Source organism: Brucella sp. TWI432 (genome assembly GCF_039674445.1).
In the GTDB taxonomy this organism is placed as follows: Bacteria; Pseudomonadota; Alphaproteobacteria; order Rhizobiales; family Rhizobiaceae; genus Brucella; species Brucella chromiisoli.
This window is the reverse complement of the sequence record NZ_JBDJNL010000022.1, coordinates 33,953-49,067: the sequence shown is the minus strand read 5'-3', so window position 1 is coordinate 49,067 and position 15,115 is coordinate 33,953. Positions and strand designations below refer to the sequence as shown.

Here is a 15,115-nt window from a genome sequence, read left to right as displayed (position 1 = left end):
AAAACGCCGCTTGAACCACCAGGCCAAAGCGGCTTAAATCAACCCCCAAACCGAGCCGGAAACTCCAATCTTCAAAAGCACAAATAGTCTCAAATCATTCGACGACGGACAGTCCGCCAAGGTTGAACCCTGTGCCAGAAGATATACGACAAAGAGTAGAAGAACGGGACAGGTTGGGAATCAATTCAAACGGGCCGGAGCATTACTGGAAATGATGTTATACGGCCTAGGCAGCCAGGTGGTGACTATATAATCACCTTAGGACGTCGTTTTTAATCAATCTGGGAGGGCGTTATGTTTGAAAACGGGTGATGCCTTAATTTGACAAGCATCGTACCCCTCGCCTTGGCGATAAAAGCTATAGATTGTTTATGGTTTGTAAGCTGACCGCGTCGCTGGAATGGGGCGTTTGTCCCTGTGGGCGTTCGGTGCATGAATACCATTTCTGTTTCAGAGTTCCGCAGCATTGGCTTGTAGTGTTGTGACTTGCTGCGAATTTGGGACAAGCCGCAGCCTTTCAAACACAATTCCGCTCGTCGTCACTGGATATCGAAGCAAAAGTTTAAGGTTACAAGCTGGACAGAATATGAAGCAGGTCTTCGACAGCGTGGCTGTGTTACGTTTTGGATCAGTGAAGCCACTATAGTCGGGCCGACTGCGCCCCGGCGCAAGACGCGCCCTGAACAACGTTGTCCCGAGCCATTGTGTTGCGAAGTCCTGAGCCTCTTTTATACTTTCAATGATGTGCTGGTCGAGCCATTCGTGTCGAACAGTTCGGTTACCGCTTGTCACTTCATTGAGAATGACACTCGCAGGCCGCTGTTCTTCAGATTGGCATTACCCGGTGCCACGCCAACGAGTTTCGATGTACCAAGCTCGCCATTGTGACTGTTGAGGATCAGACCGGGCTTGCCGGCATTAAAGTTGCCCTATTTATTATACGACAGTCCCTATCCGCTGGGCGTCACAATATCAACGAGTGGAACACCGCTTGGTGCAGCTCCTATGCCGGACTGATTGCCAATCGGTGCATTGACATCAGGTGTCAGTTGCCGTGATTGCAGTAAGACAGGCTGAAAGACCAACAACCCGCTAAGTAGGCTGCCAACGCCTTTGCTGGCAAATGTGGCAGGATCAAACCAGCGATGTATCCACTTGGTTCCCTTGGGAAAAGCGGATACATGCGAGAAATATTGGCGGCATGCAAAATTCCTCGTGGCCAACCCTGCCTAATAATAACAATTAGATGATTGAAATTATTCTACTTGGCTCTAAGAATGACAAATGCTTCTCCGCCATTTGGGTCATGCATAAAAATCAAAGGAACTCCTTGAATTTCTGCTGTAAAAGGAACCTTGCTTCCGGACATGCCTTTTCCTGTAACCGATGAGACAGTCGCAATAAAGGCCTTACGCAAAGCCAATCTGTTTCCAGAGTATTTGGCTGTCGTCACGGCACATTCGTGGTTGGGCTTTATCTGAGCAGAAAGGGAATTGTCTGCAGACATTCCCGCTTTGCCTTCGCCAAGCTCAATAAAATCCTGAACACCAAAACGCCTAGCAACTGCCACAGCGTTGGAGAATGAGGGGGCAGTATCCAGACATATCGCTTTGAAAGCTTTTAGTCCGGCATAATCCTGAAGCTCTTCCTTTTGAGATGCATTTGCTGGCGCGCCCGAAGAACCAACTGAATTGCACCCCGTTAGACTAGAAGCAATGAGTGCAACCAATGTAAATTGGAAAAACTTCTGAAGAATTAAAGTATATTTTTTTAATATATTTTTCATTTTTCGCATCCTCTTGTGATCTCGAAGCTATTGAAGAAACATTGCATGATTAAACTCTCAAACATCACCTTTTAATCCCTGGATTTTACGGACTGCCCGCTGCCGGGATTGTCGAGTTTTTTGTAAACTTCGGTCAGTTGGGATTTTGGTGCCGCACATTTCTTGGTGCGAGCAATGTCTTCGAGAACCTTGTTGCGATTGCGCAGCGCATCAATCTCCACCTTCTCAGGTGACTTCGGATCCATGAAAAACAATGCGGGAAGGAAGAATACGCCTGCGGCTCCCAGAACGATATTCTTGCCCTGCGCCTGACTGCGTTCTTTCAGCGTAACCGTTATCTGCCGCTCATTTGCAGCAAACTCGCGGGAAATCCCCGCACAATCAAAAGCGCTATCGGTCGGATTGGTTATTGCTATAGGTTTTGCTTCACGACCACCACAGCCTGCAAGGACGACAGATGTTCCAAGCAATGCAAATAACACAGCACGTTTCATTTTGGACTTCCTGATCTAGCATATAATTTTATTGATTAATAAATTTGCTGGCTGATACGTCACTGAGGCGTCAGCCAGACTTTTACTCCCTGCGTGAAGTAAGCAGCTAGCTTCTCCACAAGATGCTGCTGGCTCTTTGTGGTCGCTGCATTCACAGCCATGGCAATAGGAATAGCCAAACCACCTCCCTTGTAGCCAATATCTGCACCACGACTTTTCGGATTAAACGCTATCAGTTGGCGCGTGCGTGCATCTTCCAACCTGACTTCTGCTTCAACAGTGCTATCTGTAGACCTAAGTACGCGCCCTTGCTCGGACGCAAGATCAAGATGGGTGACAGTGACGATCAATCGAGCCGGGCGAGTTCCACCTGGATAGCCGATAAGCTCTCGCTTCAGTTCTGAAATAAGAGCGGCCCGTACCATCTCTGCCTGCCGATCAACCGTCAGTCCATTCATAAGAGGCACCGTACTGACGACTTTGGGTTCAAGCTGCACTTGTACTTCCGATACGCGGATACCTTGCAAAGCAGCTATCAATTGCGGATCACGCTTTGTCGTGACACACCCAGCAACAACAATGCTCAATGCGACCACAGTCATGGTCGCAACAAAAAGCCGTTTAAGTTTATTAATCGTAATTGCCTCAAAATTTGCCATAGTTCCCCCTGATCACACATCACCACTGCTGCGATGTGCTGACGAAAAACAAATCCTTGCCGTTGGTATCGGCCGTACTCTTGATGATGGGTGAATAGCCGATATCGGCATTAATATTGCCATCCGCCAGACGCGTTGCCACAGTCCAACCAGAACCATCGCCACCTTCAATTCTAAATCGCGCCTGTTCAAAACATGGTCATAATCAACGCTCGCTTAGGGCCGCAATTCGCTGAGCCGCTTGGTCAGGAGTTCACTGCCCTTCCAAGGCAACGTGCGCCATGTGATCTCATTGCGGGTGAAGAGGCCGTTAGTTGCCATTCCGCGAGAGCCTTGGTGACGCCCTTCAACAAAAATTTGAGATTGATGTTCTGGCCGTTCATCAGGCGCAGCCGCGCCTCACCTGCAGACCCTTTTTGCAAAGCACTCAGCATTTTCTGATCAAGCTTTTGCTGCGCCCAGCATCCAGCATGATTGCAATTGCGGTAAGGGATCGTGACGACATTTTTGCTATTGGCAGCAAAACCGAAACCAATTGGCAGCACAGCATTCAACGGCACAAGTGCGGTCAATAACAGCTCATTGCCGGAACGCTTCTTGCCGGCTTCGGATGCGGTCTTCGCAATAGCCAGTCTGAGAGCTTTCCCGTCAGCGGCTTTGACTTCAGCGAAACGATAAAACCTTCCATCAAAACGCTTTGACTCAATGGCAGGCGCTTCCTTTTTATCCATGGAGACAGCTGCTTCCTGCGCCTGTACGGGAACGAAGCTCGATATTAAAATTACTACAGCGCCACCCAAGGGAGCCCAATTCATACCAAATTGCATTTCAATACGCCCCCGATTGAACTATGCATACGTTGGTTGCCGAATTGTCAGATGTTTCTCGCGCCCCACACGCAAAACAACAACCTTGCAACCAGAATAATATGATGCCGGATGCGCAATTTCCCCCAACATGTCAAGACGCATCAGAGATATTAACAGGCAGGCTAAACTTTTGTCTAAGAAAGCAGGGGCGTTCGAAGCCCATAAAGCAGCCAGTAAGTGATAATGGCTGTATCAATATGACACGCGTTCCCAATCGTTTAGTCTCAAAATGTCTAGCTATTCGATGCGCACAGCGGCCGCGACAGCGCTGCATGGGTTGATGCTGTCGCCGGAATGCGAGGTAAATACTTCTGACAGATGATCTTTACTTCAGTGGCTGGGGTGTCGTGGGTGCGGGGCAGGCAAAAATGGATTGGGATTTTGCTGGAACACTCGGATACCAGTTCAAGGACAATCTATCTGCCGTTGCAGGTTATCGCGCGCTCGGTGTCGACTATAGTCAAGATAGTTTCGTTTATGATGTGATTCAAAAAGGGCTGATGCTTGGGCTGGCAGTGCATTTCTAATCTGGTATCGAGATTAGAATGAACCATTGAAATCGAAGTCAAACCAACCGTTTATTGACCGCTTTTTATTTATCGGCTGAAAAGCCGTCATTCTCCTTCCGGGACACGCCTCTAATAAAAGTATTTCCCAGCAAACCCGTGCAGCCGTCCCAAGCTTTCAACAGCGTTCAAAGTTCACGCGACCCGAACATTCTCATAAGGCATTGACCTTAAAAGGACCATGCCCCGGCAAGGATGCAGCACATATTTGACAAGGAGGCGTAATTAAAGGGCAGACCAGTTCCTTCCAGCCCAGACAAACCGCCTCAACCACGTTAATCATGGTTTTTTTTGTTTGAGCTCATTCTCATAGCTTAAAGGTCGATAAGTGTTTTAATCGCGTCAGCAACTAACGATAAAGCCGGCCCAAGTGGGTCTACCAGATCAAAATGATCAATGTCCGCAGGTTCCATTAAACGGATGATGTCTCCGCAAGCGCGCGCTTTCTCAGCGTAGACTCGGGTCATTTCCCGTCGCCAATCGTCTTCCAGTGTTCCTGCGATCAATATTTGCGGGATTTTAAACGGCAAGAGACATGCAGGGGACGTTTCTGTGAAAAGCTCAGCAACCTGGCTAGAATGAATCCCTAGCAAATCATGGATATCCGTTCTGCTTCCCCTCGTGAGAGAATGTTCAAGGTCATTCACACCGCCGAGTGAAACGACCCCTTTTAGAGCTATTGGATCAGCAGAAAAAGTCAGTGAATTTAATGGTAAATTGCCCCTCCCCGCCAACCACAGAGCAAGATGACCACCGGTGGAATGGCCTACAGCAATAACCTTATTGATGTTCAAGGCGTATTTAAGTGCGAGATTTCGCAGGTGGTCGGCAGCCAAGCCGACATCTTGGAATGTTCCCGGATATCCACCATTCCGGTTGCCGAGGCGCCGGAACTCGATGTCCCAAGTGGCAACTCCAGTTTCAGTCAGCGCCTCGACGAAAGGCGTTGCGTAATCCTTGCTCCAATCTGCCAGCCATCCGCCGCCGTGCACAAAGATTACAACTGGAAAGCCGCCAGCTGGGGGTGTTTTTTTTGGCAGTCGGAGGTCAGCAAACTGCACCGGGCTTGCTTCTCCATAACGGATCCGGGCGTCCGGAATTTTCCTCGGAAGCGAAGCAGCCAAGAGGTGAGGATGCGGATGGCGAGCAACTGGACGAGAGGTCATTCATCACCTTTTGGCCTAGGGTCGGCGTTAGACGCGTAAAAGCGAACGCGCCGTCGGTGGAAAGAAATTGGTCGAAAGCGAAGCTCTCAAAGAGCACCTTTGTTCGACCGATAACGCGCGAGCCAGTGAGCATACGGGGCGGGCAACGTCCAGGCGGGGTTTTCTTCTCCTAGCGCCATCGCGAGTTGATAGGGGTAGTGAGGGTTCGCAAGCATAGCGCGGGCCATCATGACCACATCAATTTGATCGTCCGCTATTGCTTTTTCGGCATCGCCCGGTGCATCTAGAACCCAAGCCGAGCCGACAGCAATACCTGCTTCGGAGCGTATACGCGAAGCGAACGGAACCAGAAATGCCGGTCCCCATGGCACCTTGCCCACCGGAGCAGAGAAGCCCATGCTCGTGCTTAGAAGATCGAGACCGCCCTGCTTAAACTGCTTTATAAGGCTGATTGACTGAGCGAGCATTTCCTCGTCATGACCATCAAATTCCACGATACCGAAACGCACGGTAAGTGGCAGGTTTTCGGGCCAGACATCGCGAACGGCTGCTAATGTCTCAATAAGGAAACGATTTCTTCCGGCCTGATCTCCACCATAGGCATCTGTCCGCTGGTTTGAATAGGCCGAGTAGAAACTGGAGGCCAGATAGCCGTGCGCGAAGTGAAGTTCGAGCCATTCAAAACCCGCCTCCTTCGCACGCCTTGCAGCAGATACAAAATCCGCTTTAACGCGTTCAATATCCGAAATTGACATCTCTTTCGGCACTTTGGAGAGACCACCACCGAAGGCAATCGGAGATGGTGCGATTGTCTCCCAGCCACGAGGATCGTCAGTTGGAATATGATCGTCACCTTCCCATGGAAGGTTGGCGCTTGCCTTGCGACCCGCATGTCCGATCTGTATCCCGGGAACAGCGCCTGCCGCCTTGATCAGAGCCGCGACCTTTGCCATGCCTTCGGTCTGCTCGTCTTTCCAAAGTCCGGTGCAGCCGGGCGTGATGCGCCCTTCCGGCGATACGGCAGTTGCCTCGACGATGACGAGACCGGCCCCACCACGAGCAAGACTCGCGTAATGTGCAAAATGCCAGTCGTTCACAAAGCCATCGCGTGCCTGATACTGACACATAGGAGCAACGGCGATACGATTGCGCAGGCTGACGTCTTTTAGTTGAAATGCAGAAAATAAAGCTGACACTGTCTTTGACCTTGAGTTCTGCGTGGGCGGTTCCCACGCAGATATGCATAGAGGACAAAGCCCCTGCTTATCACAGAGACTTGCTCCTCGATTTCCGAATTAAGATGAACTTGCCATCAACCCCGTTGAGTTATGCAAGTTTGGCGGCGATTTTCGCCACATGAGCGCCCTGGAACCTAGCGGCTTCCAGTTCAACCTGAGACGGCATGCGCGATCCGTCGCCATCGGTGATCGTCGAAGCTCCATAAGGAGATCCACCCTTCACCTCTTCGACACCCATTTGCCCCTGAAACGCGTATGGCAAGCCTACAACCACCATACCATGGTGAAGCAGCGTTGGTATGAAGCTGAGTATGGTCGATTCCTGTCCGCCGTGTTGGGTCGCGGAAGATGTAAATACCGAGCCTACTTTACCAACGAGCTTACCTTGCGCCCATAGACCACCAGTCTGATCCCAGAAATTACGCATCTGCGAGGCGACTGTTCCAAAGCGCGTACCCGCGCCAACGATGATGGCGTCGTACTCAACCAGTTCCTGGACGGATGCGATCGGGGCTTCCTGGTCAAGTTTGAAATGAGAGGCTTTTGCCACGTCATCAGGAACGAGCTCCGGAACTCTCTTCACAACAGCTTCTGAACCTGCCGAGCGAATACCCTCAGCTACTGCGTAAGCCATCGTTTCAATATGGCCATATGCGGAATAATAAAGAACCAAAACCTTCGACATTGGATTTCCTTTTAAATTGGTAGCGATCAGCGAGGATACAGCACTTTCTGACGATTTATAGCGCTTAAATAGAAACACAGCGTTCAATATTTCATACTCGACGGTTTAGTTAATAATTTCTATACTGGTGAGTACGTTAATTTTTTGAGGACGCCATGCCTGACATAATAGTGCTCATTCTGGAAAATCCCGTCACATTGATTGTCGCCAGAATTCTTCTAACGCTTCTCTTCTGGATGGCTGGGTTATTCGGGGTGTTTAATTTCCCCCTGGTGCTAAAGGAGATGGAAGACGCGGGGCTTAGGTTTCCAAGGACCTGCGCAGTCGCGATGATCATCTGCCAATTGCTCGGATCAGCCTTGATTATCACAAATGTCTATGGTCTAGGATGGCTTGGAGCCGGTGCGCTGGGTGTTTTCACGCTTTTGTCAATTCCTCTCGGACATCCATTCTGGAAGTTCGAGGAGCCCAAAAAGACGCATGAGTTCCAGATCGCACTTGAGCATGTGACCGTTGTGGGCGGTTTGCTGATGGCCGCGATACTCTCCTATTAACGGGATAAAAGCTGGAAATGAAACGCAGTATGAGCAAGCCCAACAGGCAAAGAGGTCGTCCAAAAGACCAGACGAAGCTCACGGCTTTGTTGAATGCTGCGCGTGATTTGTTTCTGGCAAAGGGCCTTGATGTTACGCTTGACGAAATAGCTGGGCTTGCGAATGTATCAAAGGCAACCATTTATTCTCACGTGGCGAGCAAGGAAGACCTCATCGAGGCCGTAATCCGACGAGAGTCGGACCGTACCATCACAGATGAGGAATTCCGAGCTGCCCAAAACCTTCCGATCAAGGAAGCTTTGCTTGCCTTCGGATTGCGCTATGTCAATTTCATCAACGGACGCGAGCTTTATGGATGGGACAGGTTGATTGCCTCTGCATCGGCCGCCCATCCTGAACTTCCTCGCAGGTTTTTTGATATTGGTCCGGGGCGTGGGCAGGAACTGCTTACAAACATTATAGCAAAAGCGTGCTCCCGAAATGAACTATTAGCCATAGAACCTGCAGTCGCTGCGGACAATTTGGCAGGGCTGTGGCTGGGATTTGTCAACCTCGAGATCAAGCTCGGAGTGCGTGAACCGTTGAGTAAGGAAGAGATCAGTCTAAGAGTGTCACACGGCGTCGAGCTGTTTCTCAAACTTTACGGGAACGCGGGCGCAATTGAGCGCTTTTCAGCATTTAAAGTCTGATCACATAGTCCTTACGCGTTGTTTCAATCACTTCCCATGTCCCTTTGAAGCCCGGACGGATAACGAAGCGGTCGCCAGCGATGACTTCGCGGCTCTCCCCGCCCTCTTCTGTGACAATCGAGCGGCCAGACAGGATATAGCAATATTCCCACTCATCATATTCGATGCGCCATTTTCCCGGCGAGCTTTCCCATATGCCGGCAAAGAGTTTGCCATCGGCACTTTCCTCGAAATTCCACGTCAGAAATCGCGGATCGCCCAAAAGAACGCGCTCCGGCAACGGAGCGCTTTCTTCTGGTTCCACACCATCAATATCAAAGCTGAGGAACCGGCTCATCGCATCAGACCTTGGCAAGCGCCTGTTCGATATCAGCGATAATATCATCGGCGTCTTCAATACCAATCGACAGACGAACAACATCCGGGCCAGCACCGGCGGCCACTTTCTGCTCGTCCGTCAACTGACGGTGCGTTGTGGAAGCCGGGCGAATAACCAGCGAACGTGTGTCGCCAATATTGGCCAGAAGTGAAAACAGCTCCAGACTATCGACAAACTTGACGCCAGCTTCATAACCGCTCTTGAGGCCAAAGGTAAAAACAGAACCCGCGCCCTTCGGCGAATATTTTTGTGCAAGTGCGTGATACTTGTCATGCGGGAGTCCTGCATAATTCACCCAGGACACTTTTTCATGGCCATGCAGCCATGTAGCGACCTTCAATGCATTATCCGAATGACGCTGCATACGCAGTGGCAGCGTTTCAACGCCTGTCAGGATCTGGAAGGCATTGAATGGAGAAATGGCCGGGCCGAAATCGCGCAGACCCAGAACGCGCGCGGCAATCGCAAAAGAGATATTGCCAAAGGTCTTATGCAATTCAAGACCTGCATAATCGGGACGCGGTTCGGTCAGAAGCGGATAATTGCCCGACTTGGCCCAATCGAATGTACCAGCATCCACCAGAATACCGCCCATCGAATTGCCATGGCCGCCAATGAACTTGGTCAGCGAATGCACGACAATATCTGCGCCATGTTCAATCGGGCGCACAAGATAAGGTGAAGCCAGCGTATTATCGACAATCAGTGGCAGACCATGCTTGTGGGCGATTTCCGCAATCGCTTCAATGTCAACGACGATACCACCCGGATTGGCGAAGCTTTCAATAAAGATTGCACGCGTGCGATCATCAATCTGCTTTGCGAAATCGGCAGGATTGGTTGCGTCAGCCCAGCGAACCTGCCAGCCGAATGACTTAAATGATTGGCCAAACTGATTGATTGAGCCGCCGTAAAGTTGGCGCGCGGCAACAAAATTGTCACCCGGCTGAAGCAGGGTGTGAAACACTAATAGCTGCGCAGCATGTCCCGAAGCGGTTGCAACTGCCGCTGTGCCGCCTTCAAGCGCTGCAATTCGCTCTTCCAGAACCGCTGTGGTCGGGTTTGTGATGCGCGTGTAAATATTGCCAAACGCCTGAAGACCAAACAAAGATGCTGCATGATCGGCATCATCGAACACAAAGGACGTTGTTTGATAGATCGGCGTGGCACGCGCACCGGTGGTTGGATCAGGCTTTGCACCTGCATGAACGGCGAGTGTTTCGATACCGGGTGAGCGCTTAGACATGAGTTCCTCCTGACAGCCTATGCCAAATAATATGACCGGACGTTAGGCTTTGCTTGAAAGAAAGCAAAGGAAGAATTTGCGCCAAGCGATACAAATACAGAAATTAATTCCGTGGTTTAGGATTAACCAATGAGACGCGGGTATTCGATCGCAGGGCAGCGATCCATAACGACTTTTATACCAGCAGCCTGAGCCTTCTTTGCTGCTTCTTCATGCACCACATCAAGCTGCGTCCAAAGAACCGTTGGCCGATGCTTCAGAGACATCATTTCATCCACAATACCGGGGAGCGCTTCCGACGCGCGGAACACATCCACCATGTCAACCGGTTCGTTGATGTCGGCAAGCTCTGCTACGACTTGCTGCCCGTGGATGGTTTTCCCCACCTGCCCCGGATTAACCGGAATGACGTGATAGCCACGGTTCAGCAGAAACTTCATGACGCCATTGCTTGGCCGCTCGGGCTTTGGGGATGCACCCAGCAACGCAATCGTTTTGACGGACTGAAGAATATCACGAATTTCGTTATCTGAAGATATCTGCATAGCGCGCCTCCAATATCATTCCGGCGTTTATTGTAAGCATACAGAAACACAGGCTTGCAAGAGCAGCCACACTCCCCCTATTCATTATTATAAGGGAGAGAAGATGAGCGACACCACCACATACCAAACGGACTTCAGTCCCGTCATGAGCATTGAAGATTTACAGGCTTTCATGAAGCGCGAATTTCCGCAGCTTGATGAAAGTTTTAAGATCTTCGCGGTCAATGAGGGTGCTGCGACCATGCACCTGCACGCCAATGATCAGCACTTGCGTCCCGGCGGCACTGTTTCCGGCCCGTCTCTCTTTGCTCTCGCAGATGTGGCGGCTTATGCAGCGATATTGGCGCATATCGGACCTGTAGCGCTGGCAGTGACCACAAACCTTAACATCAATTTTCTGCGCAAAGCCGATCCGGGCACTGTGCAAGCCGTGGCGCGAATTCTGAAGCTCGGCAAGCGTTTGGCTGTTCTGGATGTAAGCCTTACAAGCGGTGAAACAAATGACCTCATTGCCCATGCAACGGCAACTTATTCCATTCCACCACGGTAAAAACATAGGGTATTATAATACCTAATGCATAAGTCATTGATTTTAATTTATTTTTACGAAAACCATGCAAAAGAAGCTCTTGACGGCCAGGTAAAACCTGTGTATCGACCCGCCCAGCACATATGGGAGTCTACTTTCATATGCTGTTACGGTTGACGGTCATTACGACTGGTAAGACCAACACAAGCAACAAGAAAAGCCCGGATCGCAAGATCAGGGATTAAGTCAAGGAAGACTTCAATGGCAACTTTTTCTCAGAAGCCAGCCGAAGTGGTGAAGAAGTGGATTCTGATCGACGCAGAAGGTCTCGTCGTCGGTCGTCTCGCATCGCTCGTCGCCAATCGCCTGCGCGGTAAGCACAAAGCAACTTTCACCCCGCACGTTGACGATGGCGACAATGTCATCATCATCAATGCCGACAAGGTTGTTCTGACCGGCAAGAAGTACACCGACAAGGTTTACTACTGGCACACTGGTCACCCAGGTGGCATCAAGGAGCGTACTGCTCGCCAGATTCTCGAAGGCCGTTTCCCGGAACGCGTTCTTGAAAAGGCTATCGAGCGCATGATCCCACGTGGTCCGCTCGGCCGTCGCCAGATGAAGAACCTGCGCGTTTATGCAGGTGCAGAACATCAGCATGAAGCTCAGCAGCCCGAAGTCCTCGACGTCGCAGCGCTGAACCGCAAGAACAAAGGGAATGCATAATCATGGCTGAGCAGCTCAACTCGCTCGAAGAACTCGGCAGCATCGCATCTGCATCTGCAGAAGCCGCTCCAGTTCACGTCCAGAAGATCGACGCTCAGGGCCGCGCTTATGCTACCGGCAAGCGTAAAGACGCGATCGCTCGCGTCTGGGTCAAGCCAGGCTCTGGCAAGATCACAGTCAATGGCAAAGAATTCGCCGCATATTTCGCACGTCCGGTTCTGCAGATGATTTTGCAGCAGCCAATCGTTGCGTCAAACCGCGCTGGTCAGTTCGATGTCATCGCTACCGTTGTTGGTGGTGGTCTTTCCGGTCAGGCCGGTGCTGTTCGTCACGGCATTTCCAAGGCACTCACCTACTACGAACCAGGCCTTCGCACGGTTCTCAAGAAGGGTGGCTTCCTTACCCGTGACAGCCGCGTTGTTGAACGTAAGAAGTACGGTAAGGCTAAGGCTCGCCGTAGCTTCCAGTTCTCGAAGCGTTAATATTTATCGCTTTGGAATTACAGAAAAGCGGGCCTTCGGGTCCGCTTTTTTGCTATTGGTCGCCCGAATATAAAACTGGAATCAGTCAATGTCTTCGCAGCGCTTCGCCAACACACCCCAACCTCCCTACTTCGTTGTTTCATTCTCGTCGCAGCGTTTTCGCGATGATGATGGTTACGGCGAAATGGCCGACCGCATGGTCGAGCTTGCCGCACAGCAGTCCGGATATCTGGGTATTGAAAGTGCGCGCGATATGGAAGGCTTTGGCATCACCAACTCATTCTGGGCTGATGATGACAGCATCCGCGCATGGAAACGCGACGTCGATCATCTTGTGGCGCAAAAGCTGGGCCGTCAGAAGTGGTACGAAACTTATTGCGTTCGTATTGCCCGTGTAGAACGTGCTTACGGGTTTGAAGCGAAAACCGCATAAAGCAATCTCCCCTTTTGCCTCGTGAAGCGCTAAGAGAGTTGAGATGCCATACGGGAGCCGGCTATGCCCTCTAAAACGATTGACCATGCTTTCACCGCTCGCAGCCTGACAAGCGCTGCCACCGACCCCACCCATGCGGGTGTGCTGTCGTTTATGCGGCGTCTTTACAGCAAGTCGCTAAAAGGTGCTGAAGCTGTTGTCTGGGGCATTCCCTTCGATGCTGCGGTTTCAAATCGCCCCGGTGCGCGCTTTGGTCCGCAGGCCATCCGGCGTGCATCAGCGATTTTCGACAATGATCCGCAATATCCTTTTGAACGCGACCTGTTCGAAAATCTTGCTGTCATCGACTATGGCGACTGCCTGCTCGATTACGGCAATCATTACAAAACGCCCGCAACGATTGAGCGGGAAGCCGCGAAAATCCTCAAATCCGATGCGTTTTTGCTCACCCTTGGCGGTGATCATTTTATCACCTGGCCGCTACTCAAGGCCCATGCAGCAAAATATGGTTCGCTGGCGCTCGTTCAGTTCGATGCACATCAAGATACGTGGTTTGACGATGGCAAACGCATTGATCACGGCTCTTTCGTCGCGCGTGCCGTTCGTGACGGAATTATCGATCCGGACCTTTCGATCCAAATCGGCATACGCACACATGCGCCAGAAGATTGCGGTATCAAGATCATCTATGGCCACGAAGTCGAGGATATGTCGGCGCAGGCTATTGCCGATGAAATTCTCAAGCGCACCGCTGGCAAGAAGACTTATCTGACTTTCGACATTGATTGTCTTGATCCGGCCTTTGCGCCCGGAACCGGCACACCTGTTGCGGGTGGCCCGTCTTCGGCAAAGATGCTTTCCGTACTTCGCAAGCTCACGGCACTTGATTTTGTGGGTGCAGATGTTGTTGAGGTTGCACCGGCTTATGATCATGCTGATATAACGGCAATCGCAGGAGCGACCATTGCAATGTATTATCTTGGGCTTCTGGCTGAACAAAAGGCACGACGACGATAAACAAAGCTCAGAAACTGATTCAAGAAGCTCTAAAATCGATTCCGAATATTGGCGTAAATTACTGAAATCTAAAGGCAAAGCGCATGAAACCGAAAATCTTCATCGACGGCGAACACGGCACAACCGGTCTGCAAATCCGCAGCCGCCTTGCCGAACGCGACGATCTTGAAGTGATTTCCATCCCGGAAGCCGAGCGACGCAACAAGGATTTGCGCGCCGACTATCTGCGTGCTGCCGATATTGCGATCCTCTGCCTGCCGGATGATGCTTCAAAAGAAGCTGTTGCGCTGCTTGAAGGTCATAACTCGACGCGTGTCATTGATACCTCGACTGCACATCGTATCCATGCCGACTGGGCCTATGGCTTTGCAGAGCTTGCAAAAGGACAGCGTGAACGCATTGCAGAAGCCCGTCTTGTCGCCAATCCCGGCTGCTATCCAACCGGTGCAATTGCGCTGGTGCGTCCATTGCGCGATGCGGGTCTGCTGGCGGCCGACTATCCGATCAGCGTCAACGCGGTTTCCGGCTATACGGGCGGCGGCAAACAGATGATCGCGCAGATGGAAGACAAGAGCCATCCAGAGCATCTGACGGCCAATAACTTCCTTTATGGCTTATCCTTGCACCACAAGCATGTGCCGGAACTTCAGCTGCATAGTCGTCTGGATCGTCGTCCGATTTTCAGCCCAAGCGTTGGCCGTTTTCCGCAGGGTATGATCGTTCAGGTTCCACTGTTCGTGACAGAGCTTGAAGGCAAGCCATCGCTTAAGGATGTTCATGCGGCTTTGAGCGCACATTATGCCGGTCAGAATATTGTGGACGTGGTTTCGCTTGAAGAAAGCAGCAGGCTTTCACGTATCGATGCGGAAGAGCTTGCGGGCCAGGACGGTATGAAGCTGTTCGTGTTCGGCACCGAAGGCGACAATCAGGTCAATCTCGTGGCACTGCTTGACAATCTTGGCAAGGGTGCATCGGGTGCAGCCGTTCAGAACATGAACCTGATGCTCGGCAAATAATCCGAACATGAAATGAAAAGCCCGGCTTTAATTTAA

The 15,115-nt window shown here is 51.1% G+C and carries 19 protein-coding genes and 3 pseudogenes; 10 read left to right on the top strand and 12 right to left on the bottom strand.

What is annotated here, in order from left to right; genetic code table 11:
- Positions 1–495: 495 nt before the first annotated feature.
- Positions 496–687 (top strand): annotated as a pseudogene (locus tag ABE527_RS19190) (IS5/IS1182 family transposase); the annotation flags it as partial.
- A 3-nt stretch (positions 688–690) separates the two neighbouring features.
- Here the strand turns inward: ABE527_RS19190 and ABE527_RS19185 are convergent.
- The 6 genes and pseudogenes from ABE527_RS19185 to ABE527_RS19160 form a co-directional block, all read right to left on the bottom strand.
- Positions 691–780, bottom strand: a pseudogene (locus ABE527_RS19185) (integrase core domain-containing protein); the annotation flags it as partial.
- 481 nt (positions 781–1,261) lie between these two features.
- Positions 1,262–1,786, bottom strand: a complete 525-nt coding sequence (locus ABE527_RS19180; RefSeq protein ID WP_499697980.1) for a hypothetical protein — start codon at positions 1,784–1,786, stop codon at positions 1,262–1,264.
- 71 nt (positions 1,787–1,857) lie between these two features.
- Positions 1,858–2,280 (bottom strand): hypothetical protein, encoded by a 423-nt coding sequence (locus ABE527_RS19175; protein WP_265983473.1) that lies wholly within the window; start codon positions 2,278–2,280, stop codon positions 1,858–1,860.
- A 59-nt stretch (positions 2,281–2,339) separates the two neighbouring features.
- Positions 2,340–2,939 (bottom strand): hypothetical protein, encoded by a 600-nt coding sequence (locus tag ABE527_RS19170; protein WP_265983472.1) that lies wholly within the window; start codon positions 2,937–2,939, stop codon positions 2,340–2,342.
- 19 nt (positions 2,940–2,958) lie between these two features.
- Positions 2,959–3,081, bottom strand: coding sequence for a hypothetical protein (locus ABE527_RS19165; RefSeq protein ID WP_265983471.1), 123 nt, complete (start codon positions 3,079–3,081; stop codon positions 2,959–2,961).
- Between the two features lie 103 nt (positions 3,082–3,184).
- A complete protein-coding gene (locus tag ABE527_RS19160; RefSeq protein ID WP_499697979.1) occupies positions 3,185–3,670 on the bottom strand; it encodes an invasion associated locus B family protein in 486 nt (161 codons plus the stop codon).
- Positions 3,671–4,069: 399 nt separating this feature from the next.
- Here ABE527_RS19160 and ABE527_RS19155 point away from each other — a divergent pair.
- A pseudogene (locus tag ABE527_RS19155) lies at positions 4,070–4,335 on the top strand (hypothetical protein); the annotation flags it as partial.
- A gap of 353 nt (positions 4,336–4,688) precedes the next feature.
- On the opposite strand, the gene ABE527_RS19150 reads toward ABE527_RS19155, so the two are convergent.
- From ABE527_RS19150 to wrbA, 3 genes are all read right to left on the bottom strand, one after another.
- Positions 4,689–5,540, bottom strand: coding sequence for an alpha/beta hydrolase (locus ABE527_RS19150; protein ID WP_265983469.1), 852 nt, complete (start codon positions 5,538–5,540; stop codon positions 4,689–4,691).
- 86 nt (positions 5,541–5,626) lie between these two features.
- Entirely contained in the window at positions 5,627–6,736 is a 1,110-nt protein-coding gene (locus ABE527_RS19145; RefSeq protein ID WP_265983468.1) for an NADH:flavin oxidoreductase/NADH oxidase, read from the bottom strand.
- Between the two features lie 130 nt (positions 6,737–6,866).
- Positions 6,867–7,463 carry an NAD(P)H:quinone oxidoreductase type IV gene (wrbA, locus tag ABE527_RS19140; RefSeq protein WP_265983467.1) on the bottom strand — a complete coding sequence of 199 codons (597 nt, stop codon included), beginning with the start codon at positions 7,461–7,463 and terminating at the stop codon, positions 6,867–6,869.
- Positions 7,464–7,618: 155 nt separating this feature from the next.
- On the opposite strand from wrbA, the gene ABE527_RS19135 reads away from it, so the two are divergent.
- Positions 7,619–8,017 (top strand): DoxX family protein, encoded by a 399-nt coding sequence (locus tag ABE527_RS19135; protein WP_499697978.1) that lies wholly within the window; start codon positions 7,619–7,621, stop codon positions 8,015–8,017.
- Positions 8,018–8,046: 29 nt separating this feature from the next.
- Positions 8,047–8,706 (top strand): TetR/AcrR family transcriptional regulator, encoded by a 660-nt coding sequence (locus ABE527_RS19130; RefSeq protein WP_499694217.1) that lies wholly within the window; start codon positions 8,047–8,049, stop codon positions 8,704–8,706.
- Here ABE527_RS19130 and ABE527_RS19125 read toward each other — a convergent pair.
- The 3 genes from ABE527_RS19125 to ABE527_RS19115 form a co-directional block, all read right to left on the bottom strand.
- Positions 8,696–9,043: a cupin domain-containing protein gene (locus ABE527_RS19125; RefSeq protein WP_265983463.1), complete on the bottom strand. Its 348-nt coding sequence runs from the start codon at positions 9,041–9,043 to the stop codon at positions 8,696–8,698. The two genes, ABE527_RS19130 and ABE527_RS19125, sit on opposite strands and share 11 nt — an antisense overlap.
- 4 nt (positions 9,044–9,047) lie before the next feature.
- Entirely contained in the window at positions 9,048–10,331 is a 1,284-nt protein-coding gene (locus tag ABE527_RS19120; RefSeq protein ID WP_499697977.1) for an O-acetylhomoserine aminocarboxypropyltransferase, read from the bottom strand.
- Positions 10,332–10,453: 122 nt separating this feature from the next.
- Positions 10,454–10,876 carry a CoA-binding protein gene (locus ABE527_RS19115; RefSeq protein WP_265983461.1) on the bottom strand — a complete coding sequence of 141 codons (423 nt, stop codon included), beginning with the start codon at positions 10,874–10,876 and terminating at the stop codon, positions 10,454–10,456.
- A 103-nt stretch (positions 10,877–10,979) separates the two neighbouring features.
- Here ABE527_RS19115 and ABE527_RS19110 point away from each other — a divergent pair, with 103 nt between their 5' ends.
- From ABE527_RS19110 to argC, 6 genes are all read left to right on the top strand, one after another.
- Positions 10,980–11,426, top strand: a complete 447-nt coding sequence (locus tag ABE527_RS19110; RefSeq protein ID WP_265983460.1) for a PaaI family thioesterase — start codon at positions 10,980–10,982, stop codon at positions 11,424–11,426.
- Between the two features lie 240 nt (positions 11,427–11,666).
- Entirely contained in the window at positions 11,667–12,131 is a 465-nt protein-coding gene (rplM, locus tag ABE527_RS19105; protein ID WP_007874511.1) for a 50S ribosomal protein L13, read from the top strand.
- 2 nt (positions 12,132–12,133) lie between these two features.
- A complete protein-coding gene (gene rpsI / locus ABE527_RS19100; RefSeq protein ID WP_094506946.1) occupies positions 12,134–12,613 on the top strand; it encodes a 30S ribosomal protein S9 in 480 nt (159 codons plus the stop codon).
- Positions 12,614–12,701: 88 nt separating this feature from the next.
- A complete protein-coding gene (locus ABE527_RS19095) occupies positions 12,702–13,046 on the top strand; it encodes an antibiotic biosynthesis monooxygenase family protein (protein WP_499694220.1) in 345 nt (114 codons plus the stop codon).
- 63 nt (positions 13,047–13,109) lie between these two features.
- The gene (gene speB, locus ABE527_RS19090) at positions 13,110–14,063 is read left to right on the top strand and encodes an agmatinase (RefSeq protein WP_499697976.1); all 954 of its coding nucleotides are present in this window, start codon (positions 13,110–13,112) and stop codon (positions 14,061–14,063) included.
- Positions 14,064–14,146: 83 nt separating this feature from the next.
- Entirely contained in the window at positions 14,147–15,079 is a 933-nt protein-coding gene (argC, locus tag ABE527_RS19085) for an N-acetyl-gamma-glutamyl-phosphate reductase (RefSeq protein WP_499697975.1), read from the top strand.
- The last annotated feature ends 36 nt before the right edge of the window (positions 15,080–15,115 follow it).